This is a genomic window from Pedobacter miscanthi, assembly GCF_003315595.1.
Taxonomy (GTDB): domain Bacteria; phylum Bacteroidota; class Bacteroidia; order Sphingobacteriales; family Sphingobacteriaceae; genus Pedobacter; species Pedobacter miscanthi.
Genome location: NZ_QNQU01000012.1, coordinates 79,680 through 93,914, shown reverse-complemented (window position 1 = coordinate 93,914; position 14,235 = coordinate 79,680). Strand labels below are relative to the sequence as shown.

Here is a 14,235-nt window from a genome sequence, read left to right as displayed (position 1 = left end):
TTGAGCATTGTCGAAGGGTAAACAATTAACCAGTTAACCCAATGCGCAGTTTTCAATTTGCAGTATACAGTTACCAATGAACTAATGACGAATGAACAACTGAACTAATGAACCAACCCTCCTTTTAAAGTAAAAACCTCCCCTTCATAAACTCCCTCTAGCAACTGCACGGCCATTTTACTCCTTTGCCCGGTTTGGCAATAACACACCAGTTTTTTATTCTTTGGAATGGTTTCAAGCGAAGCTGTTAAGTCATATAAGGAAATATTTACTCCACCAATGTTGTTTTCTTCATGTTCATAATCTTCGCGTACATCGATCAGGAAAATTTCATCTGCAGATTCAGTAAGCCATTGCTCTAAAGTCGTTTTATCGATTTCCTTTGTTTCACGAACTGTAGCTTCAGTTTTAACTGTTTCGGCTTGTTTTTCCTGCGCAATTTTAAATACCAGTACGGTATTGTTCAATGCATCGATAGTCATTAATTTCCCCGAGAGGGTTTCGCCAATGCCACAGATCAGTTTGATGGCTTCGTTGGCCATGTACAATCCGATTATTCCGGGCAGGATTCCGATTACGCCGCCTTCTACGCAGTTGATGTTTTCTGTCGGTGGTGCAGGATAAAGATCTCTATAACTTGGCCCACTGTTATGATTAAATATCGCCACCTGACCTTCAAACTGTAAAATAGAACCAAAAATGAGTGTTTTACCTAATTCTACACAGGTATCATTTACGAGATAACGGGTAGTAAAATTATCTGAACAATCGATTAACAGGTCATAATTGCGGCAGATAGATGCTGCATTATCTATAGTAAAACGCTCGTGGTAAGCAGTGAAACTTATATGCGGATTAAGCAGTTTAAGTTTAGCTGCTGCAGTTTTGGCCTTGGATAAACCAATATCGGTATGGTTATATAAAATCTGCCGGTGCAGGTTGCTTAATTCTACCACATCATCATCTACAATTCCGATTGTTCCGACTCCGGCTGCGGCCAGATATTGTAATATGGGGCAGCCCAAACCGCCAGCACCAATAACCAATACTTTGGCGACTTTTAACTTTTCTTGTCCAATAAGGCCCATTTCAGGCAAAATCATCTGCCTGTTATAACGGTTTAATTCTTCTTTTATTAACATGATTTACTGATCAAACTCATATCCCAGTCTTTCCATATCGGTTCGTAACCCTGCTTTCTGATCATAACTGCAATTTCCTGTGCCGAACGTTCGTCGGATATTTCGAACTGCTCAAGCGATTGCGGTTCTACTTCATAACCGCCGGGATTGGTTTTAGAGCCTGCACTAATGGCGGTGATTCCCAGTTTAATGATGTGGTTCCTGAAAGCCACGGTTTCGCGGGTAGAGATAGAAAGCTCCACTTCACTGTTAAATAAGCGGTAAGCACAAATGAGCTGCACCAGTTCTTTATCGTTCATCGCTACCTTTGGTTCTAAACCACCACTAAAAGGGCGTAACCTCGGGAAAGAGATGCTGAATTTACTCTGCCAGTACTGTTTTTCGAGATAAGATAGATGCAGGGCCGTAAAAAACGAATCGGTACGCCAGTCTTCCAGTCCAATGAGCACACCCAATCCCATTTTATGGATTCCGGCCTGACCTAACCGATCTGGGGTTTCCAAACGGTATAAAAAATTCGACTTTTTACCTTTAGGATGGTGTTTTCGATAATCATCCTGGTGGTAGGTTTCCTGGTAAACCAATACGGTATTTAAGCCATGTGGAATCAGCGTTTCATAATCGGCCACATCCAGAGGCTGTACTTCCATCGAAATATGGGCAAAATGCGGACTAATCAAGTCCAATACTTTTTTAAAATAATCAGTATGTACGGTCTGGTTGGCTTCGCCTGTTACCAATAATACATGATCGTAGCCCATCCCCTTAATTACAGCCACTTCCTGCATAATTTCCATCGGATTAAGCGTTCTCCGGCGTACTTTATTATCATAGCTAAAGCCACAATAGGTACAGATGTTATTACACTCGTTGGAGAGATAAAGCGGAATATACATCTGGATTACGCGGCCAAAACGGTCTAAGGTTAAACGCTGACTGATCTGTGCCATATCTTCAAGATAGGGTAATGCCGCCGGGGAAATCAGTGCTTTAAAATCTTCCAGCGTCCGTTGCGGATTGCTTAACGCCCGCTCTACATCAGCAGCCGTTTTATCATAAATACTGGCTTTGGTATCGTCCCAGTTGTAGGATTCGAATACCTCGTTAAAACTCTTCATCTAAAAATGCGGTTAATGGGCTGCTGGCTGCGGCATAATGCTGCTGATTGCCCAGTTTAGATTCGAAAGCCATTCTGCCGGCTTCAACAGCCATTTTAAAGGCAACGGCCATACTGGTTGGGTCTTTGGCAATAGCAATAGCGGTGTTTACCAAAACGGCATCTGCACCAATTTCCATTGCTTTTGCGGCATCAGATGGTGCGCCAATACCGGCATCTACAATTACCGGAACCTTACTTTGGCTAATGATAATCTCTAAAAAATCGATGGTTCGTAAACCTTTATTGCTACCAATTGGTGAGCCTAAAGGCATCACCGCAGCAGTACCCACATCTTCTAAACGTTTACATAAAACAGGATCGGCATGAATGTAAGGCAGCACCACAAAACCTAGTTTCGCCAGTTCTTCGGTTGCTTTAAGTGTTTCGATCGGATCAGGCATCAGGTATTTCGGATCGGGATGGATTTCGAGTTTTATCCAATTGGTTTCCAATGCTTCGCGTGCCAGTTGAGCGGCAAAAACAGCTTCTTTCGCATTGCGTACGCCAGAGGTATTGGGCAATAAATTGATGTGTGGATATTTGAGGTGATGAAGGATATCGTCGTCTTTTCCTTTTAAATCGACACGTTTAAGGGCCACGGTAACCAATTCGGAGGCCGAGGCTATTAAGGCGCTTTCCATCTCTCTGGCCGAACTAAATTTTCCGGTTCCGGTAAAAAGGCGGGAGCTAAAAGTTTGATCTGCTATGGTTAACATATCTGTAATTTTTAAATCGAATGAATGTTGAATTTGCTGTTGATCTCTTCGAGAACGGCAGCCGTTTGAATTTGGTTGGTAAGCGCTGCCGATATGGCAATTCCGTAAATTCCGGTTTCGAGTATAGCCGGAATATCTTCTGCTTCGATACCACCAATGGCAATAATTGGAATACTGATTCCGGCTTTCCTTACCTTTTCCATTAACTTCTGGTAGCCTTCCAAACCTACAATCGGACTCAGATTTTCTTTTGTCCGCGTAAACCTGAATGGTCCTAAACCAATATAATCGGCACCTTCTGCAACCCTTTGTTTAATGTGTTCGAAAGTATTGGCCGTACCGCCGATAATCTGGTGTTTTCCGATAATTTTTCTGGCTTCCAGAATGGGCATATCCTGCAACCCTAAGTGTACACCATAACTGTTTACGGCTTTGGCAAGGTGCGGATAATCGTTTATAATCAGTTTGGCACCATAACTTTCGCATAAGGCCTGTGCAGCTTTTGCAAAGGGCAGGATTTCGGCTTCGGATTGGTTTTTAATGCGGAGCTGAATCCATTTACCACCGGCTTTTAACACCTGCTGAATGGCATCGATATGGGTACCGGTTTGAGGTGCCTGTGAGATATATTGTAAGGGCTGAATCATGTTTGTCTTGTTAAATTTTGAGAATAAGCCCGGCATTTTGCCTGTGCTTTTTTAAAGGTGAGGAGGGCCTGAGAAGGATCGTTCCAGATGCTGCCTAATAACGCTATGCCATCGAAATTCATTTCTTTTACCTGATCGATTTGGTTTAGTCCAATGCCGCCAAGAGCAATGATTTTTGGTTTAGCATCTTGTTTTTCTAAACGGAAATCTACCGGAATTACCCCCTGATAACCCGGTTTGGAAAAACTATTAAACACCGGACTAAAAAAACTGTAATCATACTGCCCGATCTGCTCTATATCAGCTAAGTGATGAATAGAAGTGCTGTAGATTTTATTTTCTGGTAATGATCCATTATTACTTTCTTTCCTGAAACTTTCGGTATGGTGGATCCGGTGAATATCGTAATCGTTGGCCAGCGAATGGAAGTGATGCAAAGCAATCCGTGGATGGTATTCTGCTGGAATTTCCTCTATAATTTTCCGATAATCGGCCTCATCAACATTTTCTTTACGCAGGTGAAATACCTGTAAACCGGCTTCGAAAAGCTGATTTATAAGATTACTTTCTTCCTTAAAAAGGATTGGTTTGGCGATTACGATCAGTTCCATTGTGGGTTAAGAATAAATTTCGCTTCCTTTTGCGGTAAACTCCTTCGATTTTTCTTCCATGCCTTTGGCTAAAGCTTCGTCTGCTTCCACCCCTTGCTGTGCAGCATATTCGCGCACATCCTGTGTAATTTTCATCGAACAGAAATTTGGTCCGCACATTGAACAAAAATGTGCAATCTTGGCGCCATCTGCCGGCAGGGTTTCATCATGGAATTCTTTTGCCGTATCCGGATCGAGTGATAAATTGAACTGGTCTTCCCACCTGAATTCGAACCTTGCCTTACTCAAGGCATTATCACGGTATTGTGCACCAGGGTGGCCTTTAGCCAGATCGGCTGCATGTGCAGCAATTTTATAGGTAATTACCCCATCTTTCACATCTTTTTTATTCGGTAAACCCAAATGTTCTTTAGGCGTAACATAACAGAGCATGGCCGTTCCGAACCAGCCAATCATCGCAGCGCCAATGGCTGAGGTGATATGGTCATAACCCGGGGCAATATCGGTAGTTAACGGGCCTAAGGTATAAAATGGTGCTTCCGAACAATGCTCGAGCTGTTTTTCCATATTTGCTTTAATCAGATGCATGGGCACGTGCCCAGGACCTTCGATAATGGTCTGCACATCGTGTTTCCAGGCTATTTTGGTCAGTTCGCCAAGGGTTTCGAGTTCCGAAAACTGTGCAGCATCGTTGGCATCAGCAATACAACCCGGCCTTAAACCATCGCCTAAAGAAAAAGCAACATCATAAGCTTTCATGATCTCGCAAATTTCTTCGAAATGAGTATATAGGAAGTTTTCCTTATGATGCGCCAAACACCATTTCGCCATGATCGATCCACCGCGAGAAACAATGCCGGTTATCCTTTTGGCAGTTAAAGGCACATAACGAAGCAACACCCCTGCGTGGATGGTAAAATAATCAACGCCTTGTTCGGCTTGCTCAATCAGGGTATCGCGGAAAATTTCCCAGGTAAGGTCTTCGGCTTTGCCGTTTACTTTTTCGAGCGCCTGATAGATGGGAACGGTACCGATCGGCACAGGCGAATTGCGGATAATCCATTCACGTGTTTCGTGGATATTTTTCCCTGTAGAAAGATCCATAATGGTATCGGCACCCCAGCGACAGGCCCAAACGGCTTTTTCCACTTCTTCTTCAATGGTAGAAGTAACTGCCGAATTACCAATATTTGCGTTGATTTTTACCAGGAAATTACGCCCGATAATCATCGGCTCTAACTCGGGGTGATTAATGTTGCAGGGGATTACCGCACGTCCGGCTGCCACCTCTGACCGTACAAATTCAGGTGTAATGTAGTCCTTCGGGGTATTGGCACCAAAACTATTACCGTTGTGCTGGTGATTCATTACCTCATGCTGATCGCCCAATTGTTCATTTAATCGTTCGATCTGCTGGTTTTCCCTGATGGCAATGTATTCCATTTCGGCTGTAATAATGCCTTTTTTAGCATAATGCATTTGCGATACATTGGCTCCTGGCTGGGCTTTATAAGGTTTGTTGGTATAGTTAAAACGTAAAACATCGAGTTTGGCATCGGCCAGGCGTTGCTGTCCGTAGGCAGAAGATAGTTGATCAAGTTGCGTTACATCCTGTCTGTCTTTAATCCATTGCTCCCTTAACCGCGGAAGTCCTTTCCTCACATCAATTTCTGCATTTGGGTCGGTATAAGGACCGCTGGTATCATAAACGGTTACCGGTGGGTTGGGTTCGGTTAAACCAAATCCATTGTGAATTTTAGTTTCCGACAAGCTGATTTCGCGCATCGCCACCTGAATATCGTGGATTTTTCCGGGAACAAATATTTTGCGTGATGCCGGAAATGGGCTACGGCTGATGACTTCCTGGTTTGGTGTTTTTTCTTGTTTCATATTTGAGTGATAGAATTATTGATTAAAGGAATGAATGAAGGAGAGATTGATTGAATGAGAGAATGACCCGATGAGAGAAGGCTTGAATGAGTGATTAATTGGACTGCATCTTCCATTCAAAATTCAATCATTCAATCATTTTCTTTCACCCCCCCTGTGTGGCTTTAATGATTATCACCTGATCGCCGGAATGCAACACATGCTTAACCCAGGTGGATTTAGAAATGATGGTTTGATTAACGGCTATGGCAAGGCCATCCGTACCGGTTGGAATAACAGCAGCGAGCATCTGTTCGATGGAACAGGCTTCGTTGAGTTGATGGTTTTGATTGTTGATAGTTACTTCCATATTTTAAAAAATTGGAAAAACTATAGAGATTGCCCCAAAATGGAGATCGAAAAGACAGCAATCGTAATTGCTTTCACTTTTCCCTTCGGCAGTACTAACTGCATCAGGTTCAAAGGGTATTTCTCAGCACGTAGGCACCCCTAAAGTTTTTTGTAAATATATAGCATTAAATTTCTAATGCAAATAAAAATTGATATAGATAAAATCTATAATTCATGATTGAGATATCATCGATTCGTCATCTCGACTGGAACATAGTGGAATGGAGAGATCTACCTAGATAGATTTCTCGACTGCGCTGCTCTCCGCTCGAAATGACGGCACTTTTCTGCCAAAATTTCAACTTCGAACTATACCACGCCAACCCCTCTTCGCAAAACGCAAAAAATCCTTACCTTTGTACCATCACCAAATTACCCAATAAATGTAGGATTCATTTCTTTTCAGAAAATAGATAACAGGCAGAACGGTTCCGTTGCTGCAATTATTTACCGATAAAAAAGAAATTTATGCTTAATCTACAAGGGGCTACCTATATCCACCTTAATGGAGATTTACTGTTTTCAGATTTAAATCTCACCATCAACAAATACGAAAAAATTGCACTTATTGGCCATAATGGTGCGGGAAAATCGACACTTTTAAAAATTTTGGCTGGCAACCTCATGCCAACTGCAGGACATGTAAAAACGGAATCGACGCCATATTATGTACCCCAGCTTTTCGGTCAGTTTAATGATCTTACCATTGCGCAGGCACTGAAAATTGAAGATAAACTGAAAGCGCTGAACGAAATCCTGAATGGAGAGGTAACAGATGAAAATATAACCTTGCTAAATGATGACTGGACCATTGAAGAGCGTTGCCAGGAAGCTTTAAGCTATTGGCGGTTAAATGGACTGGATTTAAACCAAAAAATGGAAAATTTGAGTGGCGGGCAAAAAACCAGTGTATTTTTGGCCGGGATCATCATCCACCGCCCGGAAATTGTTTTACTCGACGAGCCTACCAATCATTTGGATGTGGAAGGTAGAAACAGGTTGTACGATTACATCCGTTCGACCAGAAATACTTTAGTTGTGGTAAGTCACGATCGCACCCTGCTAAACCTGATCAGTAAAGTTTGCGAGCTTAGTTCAAAGGGAATAACTGTTTATGGCGGTAATTACGATTTTTATGCTGCACAGAAAAAAATTGAAAACGATGCACTGAGCAACGATTTAAAAGCAAAAGAAAAGGCGCTCCGTAAGGCAAAAGAGGTGGAGAGGGAATCGACAGAGCGACAACAGAAACTTGATGCCAGAGGGAAGAAAAAACAGGAAAAAGCCGGTTTGCCTACCATCTCGATGAATACGTTAAAAAACAACGCGGAGAAGAGCACTGCAAAAATGAAAGGTGTACATACTGAAAAACTCGATCATATTTCAACAGAACTTACACAGCTCCGTTCGGCACTGCCCGATGCGGATAAAATGAAAATAGGTTTTAATCAGGCCATGTTGCACAAGGGTAAGAGTATTGTTGAGGCCAGGGAAATCAATTTTGGATTTCATTCTGATCTTCTTTGGAAGGAACCAGTCAGCTTTCAGGTGTTTAGTGGCGGGCGTTATGTAATTAAAGGCCGAAACGGATCGGGCAAAACCACACTGATCAGGATTATTTTGGGAGAACTAAAACCATCAAAGGGGATTTTAAACAAAGCAGATATTAAAGCCATGTATATTGATCAGGATTATTCGTTGATTGATAATCAGCTTACGGTTTACGAACAGGCACAGCAATACAATTTGGGCGAGTTGCAGGAACATGAAGTAAAAATACGTTTAAACAGGTTTTTATTTGGCAAAACCGACTGGAGTAAGCCCTGTTTGGCATTAAGTGGTGGCGAAAAAATGCGGCTGATCCTTTGTTCGTTAACCATCAGCAACCAATCGCCCGATCTGATTATCCTGGATGAGCCCACTAATAACCTCGATATTCAAAATGTTGAGATTTTGACTAACGCCATTAACGAATACCAGGGTACACTTTTGGTGGTGTCGCATGATGAATATTTCCTAGATCAAATCCATGTAGAACATACGGTTCATCTTTAAATAAATATATAGACTTATCTTCGTTCCAAATTATTAAAACCAGCACCACCTATGCAAAACCTGTTAGCACTACAACGCGGCGAACTAAAAGGAGCAGTATCGTTAAAACTTTCTGAAAACTTAACGGAATTTCCGGAGGAAATATTCGAACTGGCCGATACCCTGGAAGTGCTGGATTTATCATTTAATCAATTAAGTGCGTTACCTAAGGATTTTGGCCGTTTAAAGAAGCTGAAAATTTTCTTTTGTTCAGAAAACCTTTTTACGGTTTTACCAGAGGTACTGGCCGATTGCCCTTTGCTGGATATTGTTGGTTTTAAATCGAACCGGATTGAAACCGTGCCGCCGAAATCGCTCAATGCAAATATCCGCTGGTTGATTTTAACGAATAACAACATTGCCGAATTGCCCAAGGAAATCGGTCTTTGTAAACGGATGCAAAAACTGATGCTTTCGGGCAACCGTTTATCGGCCCTGCCCGAAGAATTGGACAATTGCCAGAATCTGGCCTTGTTGCGGATCGCTGCGAATAAATTGCACGAGTTGCCGCAATGGGTAACTGAGATGCCAAAATTATCGTGGATTGCATTTTCTGGCAATAATTTTAGCAAAACACCAGCTGTTGAAACGCTTTCGCTCATCCATTGGCACGATTTAGAAATCAACCATTTATTGGGCGAAGGTGCATCGGGTATTATTTCGAAGGCCAGCAGAACTATTGGGGAAGAAACCACCGAGGTAGCTGTTAAAATATTTAAAGGTAATGTTACCAGCGATGGCCTGCCGGAAGATGAAATGACAGCCTACATCGCCGCAGGTTATCACCCGGGTTTGGTTAATCTGATCGGGCAAATTGCCCACCATCCGGAAGATAAAAAAGGATTGGTGATGGACCTGATTCCGCATCATTTTTACAACCTCGGCAATCCACCCAGCTTAGAAAGCTGTACAAGGGATGTTTTTCCTGCCGACAGGAAACTTTCGGAAAAACAAATAGTCGGCATCGCCAAAACCATTGCTTCGTTAGCTGCACAATTGCACGAAGCAGGTATTATGCATGGTGATTTATATGCCCACAATACCTTGGTTGACGATGAAGGCAGCACGCTGTTCGGCGATTTTGGTGCAGCAAGTTTTTATGATAAAACAGCTCAACCGGCCATGGCACTCGAAAGAATAGAGGTAAGTGCCTATGGTTATCTGCTCGATGATTTACTTTCTTTAAAAGATGATGAGGTAAGTGAGGAGGTTTATGCAACCATCGGCAAACTTAGAGATGCTTGTTTGGATACCTTACCTTTAAACAGGCCTGGCTTTCAGGATTTAGTTGAGGCGTTGCAATAGAAAAATCGTCATCTCGACTGTAGCGCAGCGAAATGGAGAGATCTATCTAGACAGATTTCTCGACTACGTTGCACTTCGCTCGAAATGACGGTACATTAAGAACTTTATTAATTCTGCTGTTTCTTGGCCCAATCCAACCTGCGCTGATCGGGTGTAGTGGTTACCTTAAAATTTTCGAAAGTAGCATTAAAACCTTTTCCGTCCGGGCAGGCAGCTACTAACCCTACCATTACAGGTACATTATCTTTAAAATAACAGGTGCGCAGCATGGTATATTTCTTATCATCAAACGAATAGAAAATCTCTACGGCATCCAGTTTTCTAACTGCTTTCATCCAGATTGATGCCGGTGCCTTTTCCAGTTCAACCACGCTCCAATCGCTGGTTTTATGTGTTACCACGGCGCTCACATTTTGCTTTCCGTTTACAAATTCAACACCGGCCTTAATCCATTCTTCTTCATTAATGCGGAGCATGAGTCCCATCTGATCGAAAGTGGTTACATAGTTTCCGGTGATTTTTACTTTTACCTCAAACTCACCACCATAAGTGGCATAATAGAAAGGGGCATCATCAACCGTAAAGCCATAGTGCGAAATTCGCCAGTAATCAGTTTTGGCCGGAACGAACATGCTAAAGGTATTTTTATCCTTAATTTCCCATTTTTCAGGTTCATTGAACCAGTTCATTTTGGCCAAACTCTGGGCGTTGGCTTTTGGAATAATTAAATAGGATAATACGGTAATCAGGGTTAGTAATTTAAGTTTCATTTGTGTGTTATTGGTTGGTTTTGTGTGTTTGTGTTCTGCAAACATAATGGAAGGTTAAATTTTAGAAAAGGACCTACATCACTATTTTAATGTGATGATTATCACGCTTATATTTGATGGATACAAACGCAAGGGCTTTAAAAACTTGCAATAAATAGTATATTTGTTTGTATCAGGAACATGGAATTAGATTTTTTAAGAGCGCACATCCACCAGATCATTTGTTTAACAGATGAGGAATTTGAACATGCTGCGTCTTTTTTTACTAAACGAAAATACAAAAAACACCAGTACATTATCCAGGCAGGAGATGCCGCCAGTATGGAGCATTTTGTGGTAAAAGGTATTGTAAAATCTTCTTACACCGATAATGAAGGTAAAGAATATATCTTACAACTGGCCATGGAAGAGTGGTGGTTTTCGGATCCGAATGCTTTTAATACAGGTACGCCGGCAACCTTAAATGTGGATTGTATTGAAGATACCACAACACTTTCGATTTCTTTTGAAAACAAGGAAAAACTCTGTGCTTCATCACGCAAAATGGAATATTTCTTCAGGAAAAAGTATACCACGGGCAATATGGCCTTGCAGAAACGGGTACTGGCCTTATTGAGCAATAATGCGGGCGAGCGCTATAAACAATGGCGTAACCAATACCCATCTCTACAGAAAAGGATCTCGAAAACGCTTATTGCTTCTTACCTGGGGGTAACCAGGGAGACGTTAAGCAGGTTATCGGTTTAGCTCAGGCCTTTGTTGTAGTTTTTTACAACTATGAACATAGAAATTATCCTTCTTAATGGCAAACACCTTGATCTTTTAAATACAAAGTTCGGAAAGAATCCTTCGACTCCGCTCAGGATGACAGATCGTATAAAGGACTGTTTGACCTGGGACATCAGTCTTCAGACACTTAGGCTACCTAATCAATACTTAGCGAGTATCGGAGAAAAAACAGATACACACCAACACCATCCGTGTTTATCCGTGTGCATCTGTGGTTAAAACAAATGTCTATTTATAACTTCCAAAGTTAACCATCCATTGAATACCGAACTTATCTTTAAAACTCCCGAAATAATCACCCCAGAACATATCTTCCATAGGCATTTCGATGGTGCCACCTGCAGAAAGACCGTTAAATAAACGATCTGCATCATCGCGGCTTTCGGCGTTAATGTTGATATACATGTTATTGCCTTCTTTAAGCACATGCCTCATAGAAGGTACACAATCAGAAGCCATTAAAATGGTATGCTCGTTAATTGGTAAAGCCACATGCATTACACGGTTTCTTTCTTCCTCTGATAATTTATCGGATTCTGGCGCATCGCTCATTTTAGCAAGGAAGATAAATTCTCCACCAAAAACCGATTTATAAAAATTAAACGCTTCTTCGGCCTTGCCATCGAAGTTTAAGTAAGGGTGCATAGTTGCCATAATCTTATCTATTTTGTTAAGACCAAGTTACGGCTACAAAAAACAACGAAATGGGTGTAGAACGGACAAATTTGAGGGTGATTCGAACATTCAGGTTTATTCAGGAAGTTAATGCTGCGAACAATCATCTATTTTACAGGTGAATAAAGATACCCGACCTGTTTTTCACATTTGTGTAACAGGTATTTAATTGGCTATGAGGGCAAAGACTATGGAGAAAAGTAATCCTCTCTTTTACAGATGAATAAAACTGAACAAAAATTTATAGTCTATCTTTTTCATATTTGTGAAAGGTTTAAACAATCCATTTGAATGGTTCTCAATTGTGCAGACAATAATTTTAAATTTGATTAAAACACGCTCTATTGGGCGTGTTTTTTTATGTTCTGTGAGAATACAGGCTACGGAGAAAATGATTACCGCATGATTGCGTAGCGCCGGGCTTAATCACCTTAACTTCTTAATGGTCAAACACCTCATTTTAACCGTAGAGGGAATACGCAGAGGGTGCTAAAGCTAAGCTTTTTAAAGGCTTTAGGCTTCGGATATCGTTCATCCGATTTCGGACTACTTCCCATCAATACTCCACTTATAACTTGAAAAAGTACTCAGCAACAAACTCGAAGCACTTACTACAAACACCGAATAATTAAAAGGCGCCCTGTAATTTGCAAAAATCAGCATCGATAGCGCAAAAGCCAGTGTAAGCAAAAAGCTGCCTATGGCTGCCAGTTTAATTTTATAACCGATAATTAGCAATATGCCAAAAATCAGTTCTCCGGCAGTAGCAATAATACCTATAATATTGGCCAAAGGGCGGCTTAAATAAGGCATAAGCGAATGGGTATAATCTACAAATATGGTCCAACTGCCCCAGCCAACAGTTGGCGAACCCGGTGCACCCAACCAACCGAAACGGTCCATAACGGGTAAAATAAAACCAATGCCCAAAGCTAGCCTAAGAAATAATTGTGCAAAATATGGTGTATTTTTCATCTTGTTTTTTAATGAATAGAATTGAGGCAATTTAGCATCTAACCATTACAACTTTCTTAAACTAGATTAAGAAATGACTTTTGCTAAAATTACTTCCTCAGGAAGAACAGGCTTAAAAGCATTCTACCTCCCAAAACCTCGACCATTTTTCGCCAACCTCCAGCTTAATAATGCCTTCTTTATGTTCCAGTTCCTGGTCATGGTTAATACCATCGGCCACGCCACACCAGGGCTCTAAACATACAAAAGGCGCATCGGTTGCTGCCCATATCCCGAAGAAAGGGAAATCTTCGAAATGAAAGTGCAGACCATAATCGTTTTTGGTATTCAATAAACTGATGCAGTTGCTTTGTAAGGTTTTAAAAACCAAAGCATCATTATAAAACAGATCGTGTTTAAGTTTTAGCTTGTGTGCAACAAGCTCAATGTTTTCGGTTTCATCAGCCACCAAACCATCTTCCAGTTTCCAGAAAGTTAGTTTCTCGTCGGCATTAAATGCTAAATAATAATCTTCGTAAACAGTATTGGGTGTATTGGGAACAGCGAATGCCGGGTGAGCACCTAATGAGAACAGAAGTTCTTCAGTACCTGTATTAATGACCTCATAAGTTAAATTCAGCTTCCGGTCGATCAGTTGATATTTCAGTTTCAGGCCAAAATAAAAAGGATAAACTTTTAGGGTTTCCTCTGTTTGGGTTAAAGTAAAAACCGCTTCAGTTTCACTTATTTTTTCGAAATTAAAAACATGATCGCGGGCAAATCCATGCCTGGGTAGTTCGTAATTTTTACCCTGGTAATTAAAGCTGTTGTTTTTTAACGAACCAACAATGGGGAATAAAACCGGACTATGTTTTGCCCAATATTTTGGATTCGCATTCCATAAATATTCCAGTTTGGTTTCTTTGCTAAACAAGCCTTGAAGTTCTGCACCTTTAGCCGCCAGGCTAACTTTTATATAGTCGTTTTCGAGAGTAATCATTTGCAATCTAAATTAGCAAAAAGATGGGCTTTGGGGATATTATTTGTTAATTAAAAGAATTTCTTTCTGATTTGGCGTTTAGCGATTGGCGTC

At 41.3% G+C, this 14,235-nt stretch carries 14 protein-coding genes and 1 riboswitch; of the genes, 3 read left to right on the top strand and 11 right to left on the bottom strand.

All coding sequences use genetic code 11. From position 1 onward, the window contains the following. Positions 1-104 precede the first annotated feature (104 nt). From moeB to thiS, 7 genes are all read right to left on the bottom strand, one after another. Entirely contained in the window at positions 105-1,142 is a 1,038-nt protein-coding gene (gene moeB / locus DRW42_RS15050; protein WP_208643572.1) for a HesA/MoeB/ThiF family protein, read from the bottom strand. After that, positions 1,136-2,260 carry a 2-iminoacetate synthase ThiH gene (gene thiH / locus DRW42_RS15045; RefSeq protein ID WP_113949651.1) on the bottom strand — a complete coding sequence of 375 codons (1,125 nt, stop codon included), beginning with the start codon at positions 2,258-2,260 and terminating at the stop codon, positions 1,136-1,138. The genes moeB and thiH overlap by 7 nt, the downstream gene beginning before the upstream one ends. Beyond that, positions 2,247-3,017, bottom strand: a complete 771-nt coding sequence (locus DRW42_RS15040) for a thiazole synthase (protein WP_113949650.1) — start codon at positions 3,015-3,017, stop codon at positions 2,247-2,249. Before DRW42_RS15040 ends, thiH begins: the two co-directional genes overlap by 14 nt. 11 nt (positions 3,018-3,028) lie before the next feature. Beyond that, positions 3,029-3,664 (bottom strand): thiamine phosphate synthase, encoded by a 636-nt coding sequence (locus tag DRW42_RS15035; protein ID WP_113949649.1) that lies wholly within the window; start codon positions 3,662-3,664, stop codon positions 3,029-3,031. Further along, positions 3,661-4,275, bottom strand: coding sequence for a thiamine phosphate synthase (locus DRW42_RS15030; RefSeq protein ID WP_113949648.1), 615 nt, complete (start codon positions 4,273-4,275; stop codon positions 3,661-3,663). The genes DRW42_RS15035 and DRW42_RS15030 overlap by 4 nt, the downstream gene beginning before the upstream one ends. A 6-nt stretch (positions 4,276-4,281) precedes the next feature. Then, positions 4,282-6,165 (bottom strand): phosphomethylpyrimidine synthase ThiC, encoded by a 1,884-nt coding sequence (gene thiC, locus DRW42_RS15025; RefSeq protein WP_113949647.1) that lies wholly within the window; start codon positions 6,163-6,165, stop codon positions 4,282-4,284. A gap of 145 nt (positions 6,166-6,310) precedes the next feature. Then, positions 6,311-6,514 (bottom strand): sulfur carrier protein ThiS, encoded by a 204-nt coding sequence (gene thiS, locus DRW42_RS15020; RefSeq protein ID WP_113949646.1) that lies wholly within the window; start codon positions 6,512-6,514, stop codon positions 6,311-6,313. Between the two features lie 63 nt (positions 6,515-6,577). Next, a riboswitch (TPP riboswitch) is annotated at positions 6,578-6,666 on the bottom strand. 357 nt (positions 6,667-7,023) lie between these two features. On the opposite strand from thiS, the gene abc-f reads away from it, so the two are divergent. Beyond that, on the top strand, positions 7,024-8,610 hold the full coding sequence (abc-f, locus tag DRW42_RS15015; RefSeq protein ID WP_113949645.1) for a ribosomal protection-like ABC-F family protein: 1,587 nt from the start codon (positions 7,024-7,026) through the stop codon (positions 8,608-8,610). A gap of 51 nt (positions 8,611-8,661) precedes the next feature. Next, entirely contained in the window at positions 8,662-9,954 is a 1,293-nt protein-coding gene (locus tag DRW42_RS15010; RefSeq protein WP_113949644.1) for a leucine-rich repeat-containing protein kinase family protein, read from the top strand. A gap of 107 nt (positions 9,955-10,061) precedes the next feature. Here the strand turns inward: DRW42_RS15010 and DRW42_RS15005 are convergent, their stop codons facing one another. Continuing rightward, on the bottom strand, positions 10,062-10,769 hold the full coding sequence (locus DRW42_RS15005) for a DUF1349 domain-containing protein (RefSeq protein WP_244215292.1): 708 nt from the start codon (positions 10,767-10,769) through the stop codon (positions 10,062-10,064). 135 nt (positions 10,770-10,904) lie between these two features. Between DRW42_RS15005 and DRW42_RS15000 the strand changes: the two genes are divergently transcribed. Beyond that, complete coding sequence (locus tag DRW42_RS15000) at positions 10,905-11,471, top strand: Crp/Fnr family transcriptional regulator (RefSeq protein ID WP_113949643.1); 567 nt, start codon at positions 10,905-10,907, stop codon at positions 11,469-11,471. A gap of 270 nt (positions 11,472-11,741) precedes the next feature. Here the strand turns inward: DRW42_RS15000 and DRW42_RS14995 are convergent, their stop codons facing one another. The 3 genes from DRW42_RS14995 to DRW42_RS14985 all read right to left on the bottom strand — a co-directional run bounded on the left by DRW42_RS14995 (position 11,742) and on the right by DRW42_RS14985 (position 14,142). Continuing rightward, positions 11,742-12,167 (bottom strand): VOC family protein, encoded by a 426-nt coding sequence (locus DRW42_RS14995; RefSeq protein ID WP_113949642.1) that lies wholly within the window; start codon positions 12,165-12,167, stop codon positions 11,742-11,744. A 567-nt stretch (positions 12,168-12,734) separates the two neighbouring features. Beyond that, positions 12,735-13,163 (bottom strand): DoxX family membrane protein, encoded by a 429-nt coding sequence (locus tag DRW42_RS14990; RefSeq protein WP_113949641.1) that lies wholly within the window; start codon positions 13,161-13,163, stop codon positions 12,735-12,737. Between the two features lie 112 nt (positions 13,164-13,275). Next, positions 13,276-14,142: an aldose 1-epimerase family protein gene (locus DRW42_RS14985; RefSeq protein WP_113949640.1), complete on the bottom strand. Its 867-nt coding sequence runs from the start codon at positions 14,140-14,142 to the stop codon at positions 13,276-13,278. Positions 14,143-14,235 lie beyond the last annotated feature (93 nt).

Bases quoted from the DNA above. Each gene is read 5' to 3' on its own strand.
- moeB (WP_208643572.1), bottom strand. From the start codon at position 1,142: ATGTTAATAAAAGAAGAATTAAACCGTTATAACAGGCAGATGATTTTG.
- thiH (WP_113949651.1), bottom strand. From the start codon at position 2,260: ATGAAGAGTTTTAACGAGGTATTCGAATCCTACAACTGGGACGATACC.
- DRW42_RS15040 (WP_113949650.1), bottom strand. From the start codon at position 3,017: ATGTTAACCATAGCAGATCAAACTTTTAGCTCCCGCCTTTTTACCGGA.
- DRW42_RS15035 (WP_113949649.1), bottom strand. From the start codon at position 3,664: ATGATTCAGCCCTTACAATATATCTCACAGGCACCTCAAACCGGTACC.
- DRW42_RS15030 (WP_113949648.1), bottom strand. From the start codon at position 4,275: ATGGAACTGATCGTAATCGCCAAACCAATCCTTTTTAAGGAAGAAAGT.
- thiC (WP_113949647.1), bottom strand. From the start codon at position 6,165: ATGAAACAAGAAAAAACACCAAACCAGGAAGTCATCAGCCGTAGCCCA.
- thiS (WP_113949646.1), bottom strand. From the start codon at position 6,514: ATGGAAGTAACTATCAACAATCAAAACCATCAACTCAACGAAGCCTGT.
- abc-f (WP_113949645.1), top strand. From the start codon at position 7,024: ATGCTTAATCTACAAGGGGCTACCTATATCCACCTTAATGGAGATTTA.
- DRW42_RS15010 (WP_113949644.1), top strand. From the start codon at position 8,662: ATGCAAAACCTGTTAGCACTACAACGCGGCGAACTAAAAGGAGCAGTA.
- DRW42_RS15005 (WP_244215292.1), bottom strand. From the start codon at position 10,769: ATGTTTGCAGAACACAAACACACAAAACCAACCAATAACACACAAATG.
- DRW42_RS15000 (WP_113949643.1), top strand. From the start codon at position 10,905: ATGGAATTAGATTTTTTAAGAGCGCACATCCACCAGATCATTTGTTTA.
- DRW42_RS14995 (WP_113949642.1), bottom strand. From the start codon at position 12,167: ATGGCAACTATGCACCCTTACTTAAACTTCGATGGCAAGGCCGAAGAA.
- DRW42_RS14990 (WP_113949641.1), bottom strand. From the start codon at position 13,163: ATGAAAAATACACCATATTTTGCACAATTATTTCTTAGGCTAGCTTTG.
- DRW42_RS14985 (WP_113949640.1), bottom strand. From the start codon at position 14,142: ATGATTACTCTCGAAAACGACTATATAAAAGTTAGCCTGGCGGCTAAA.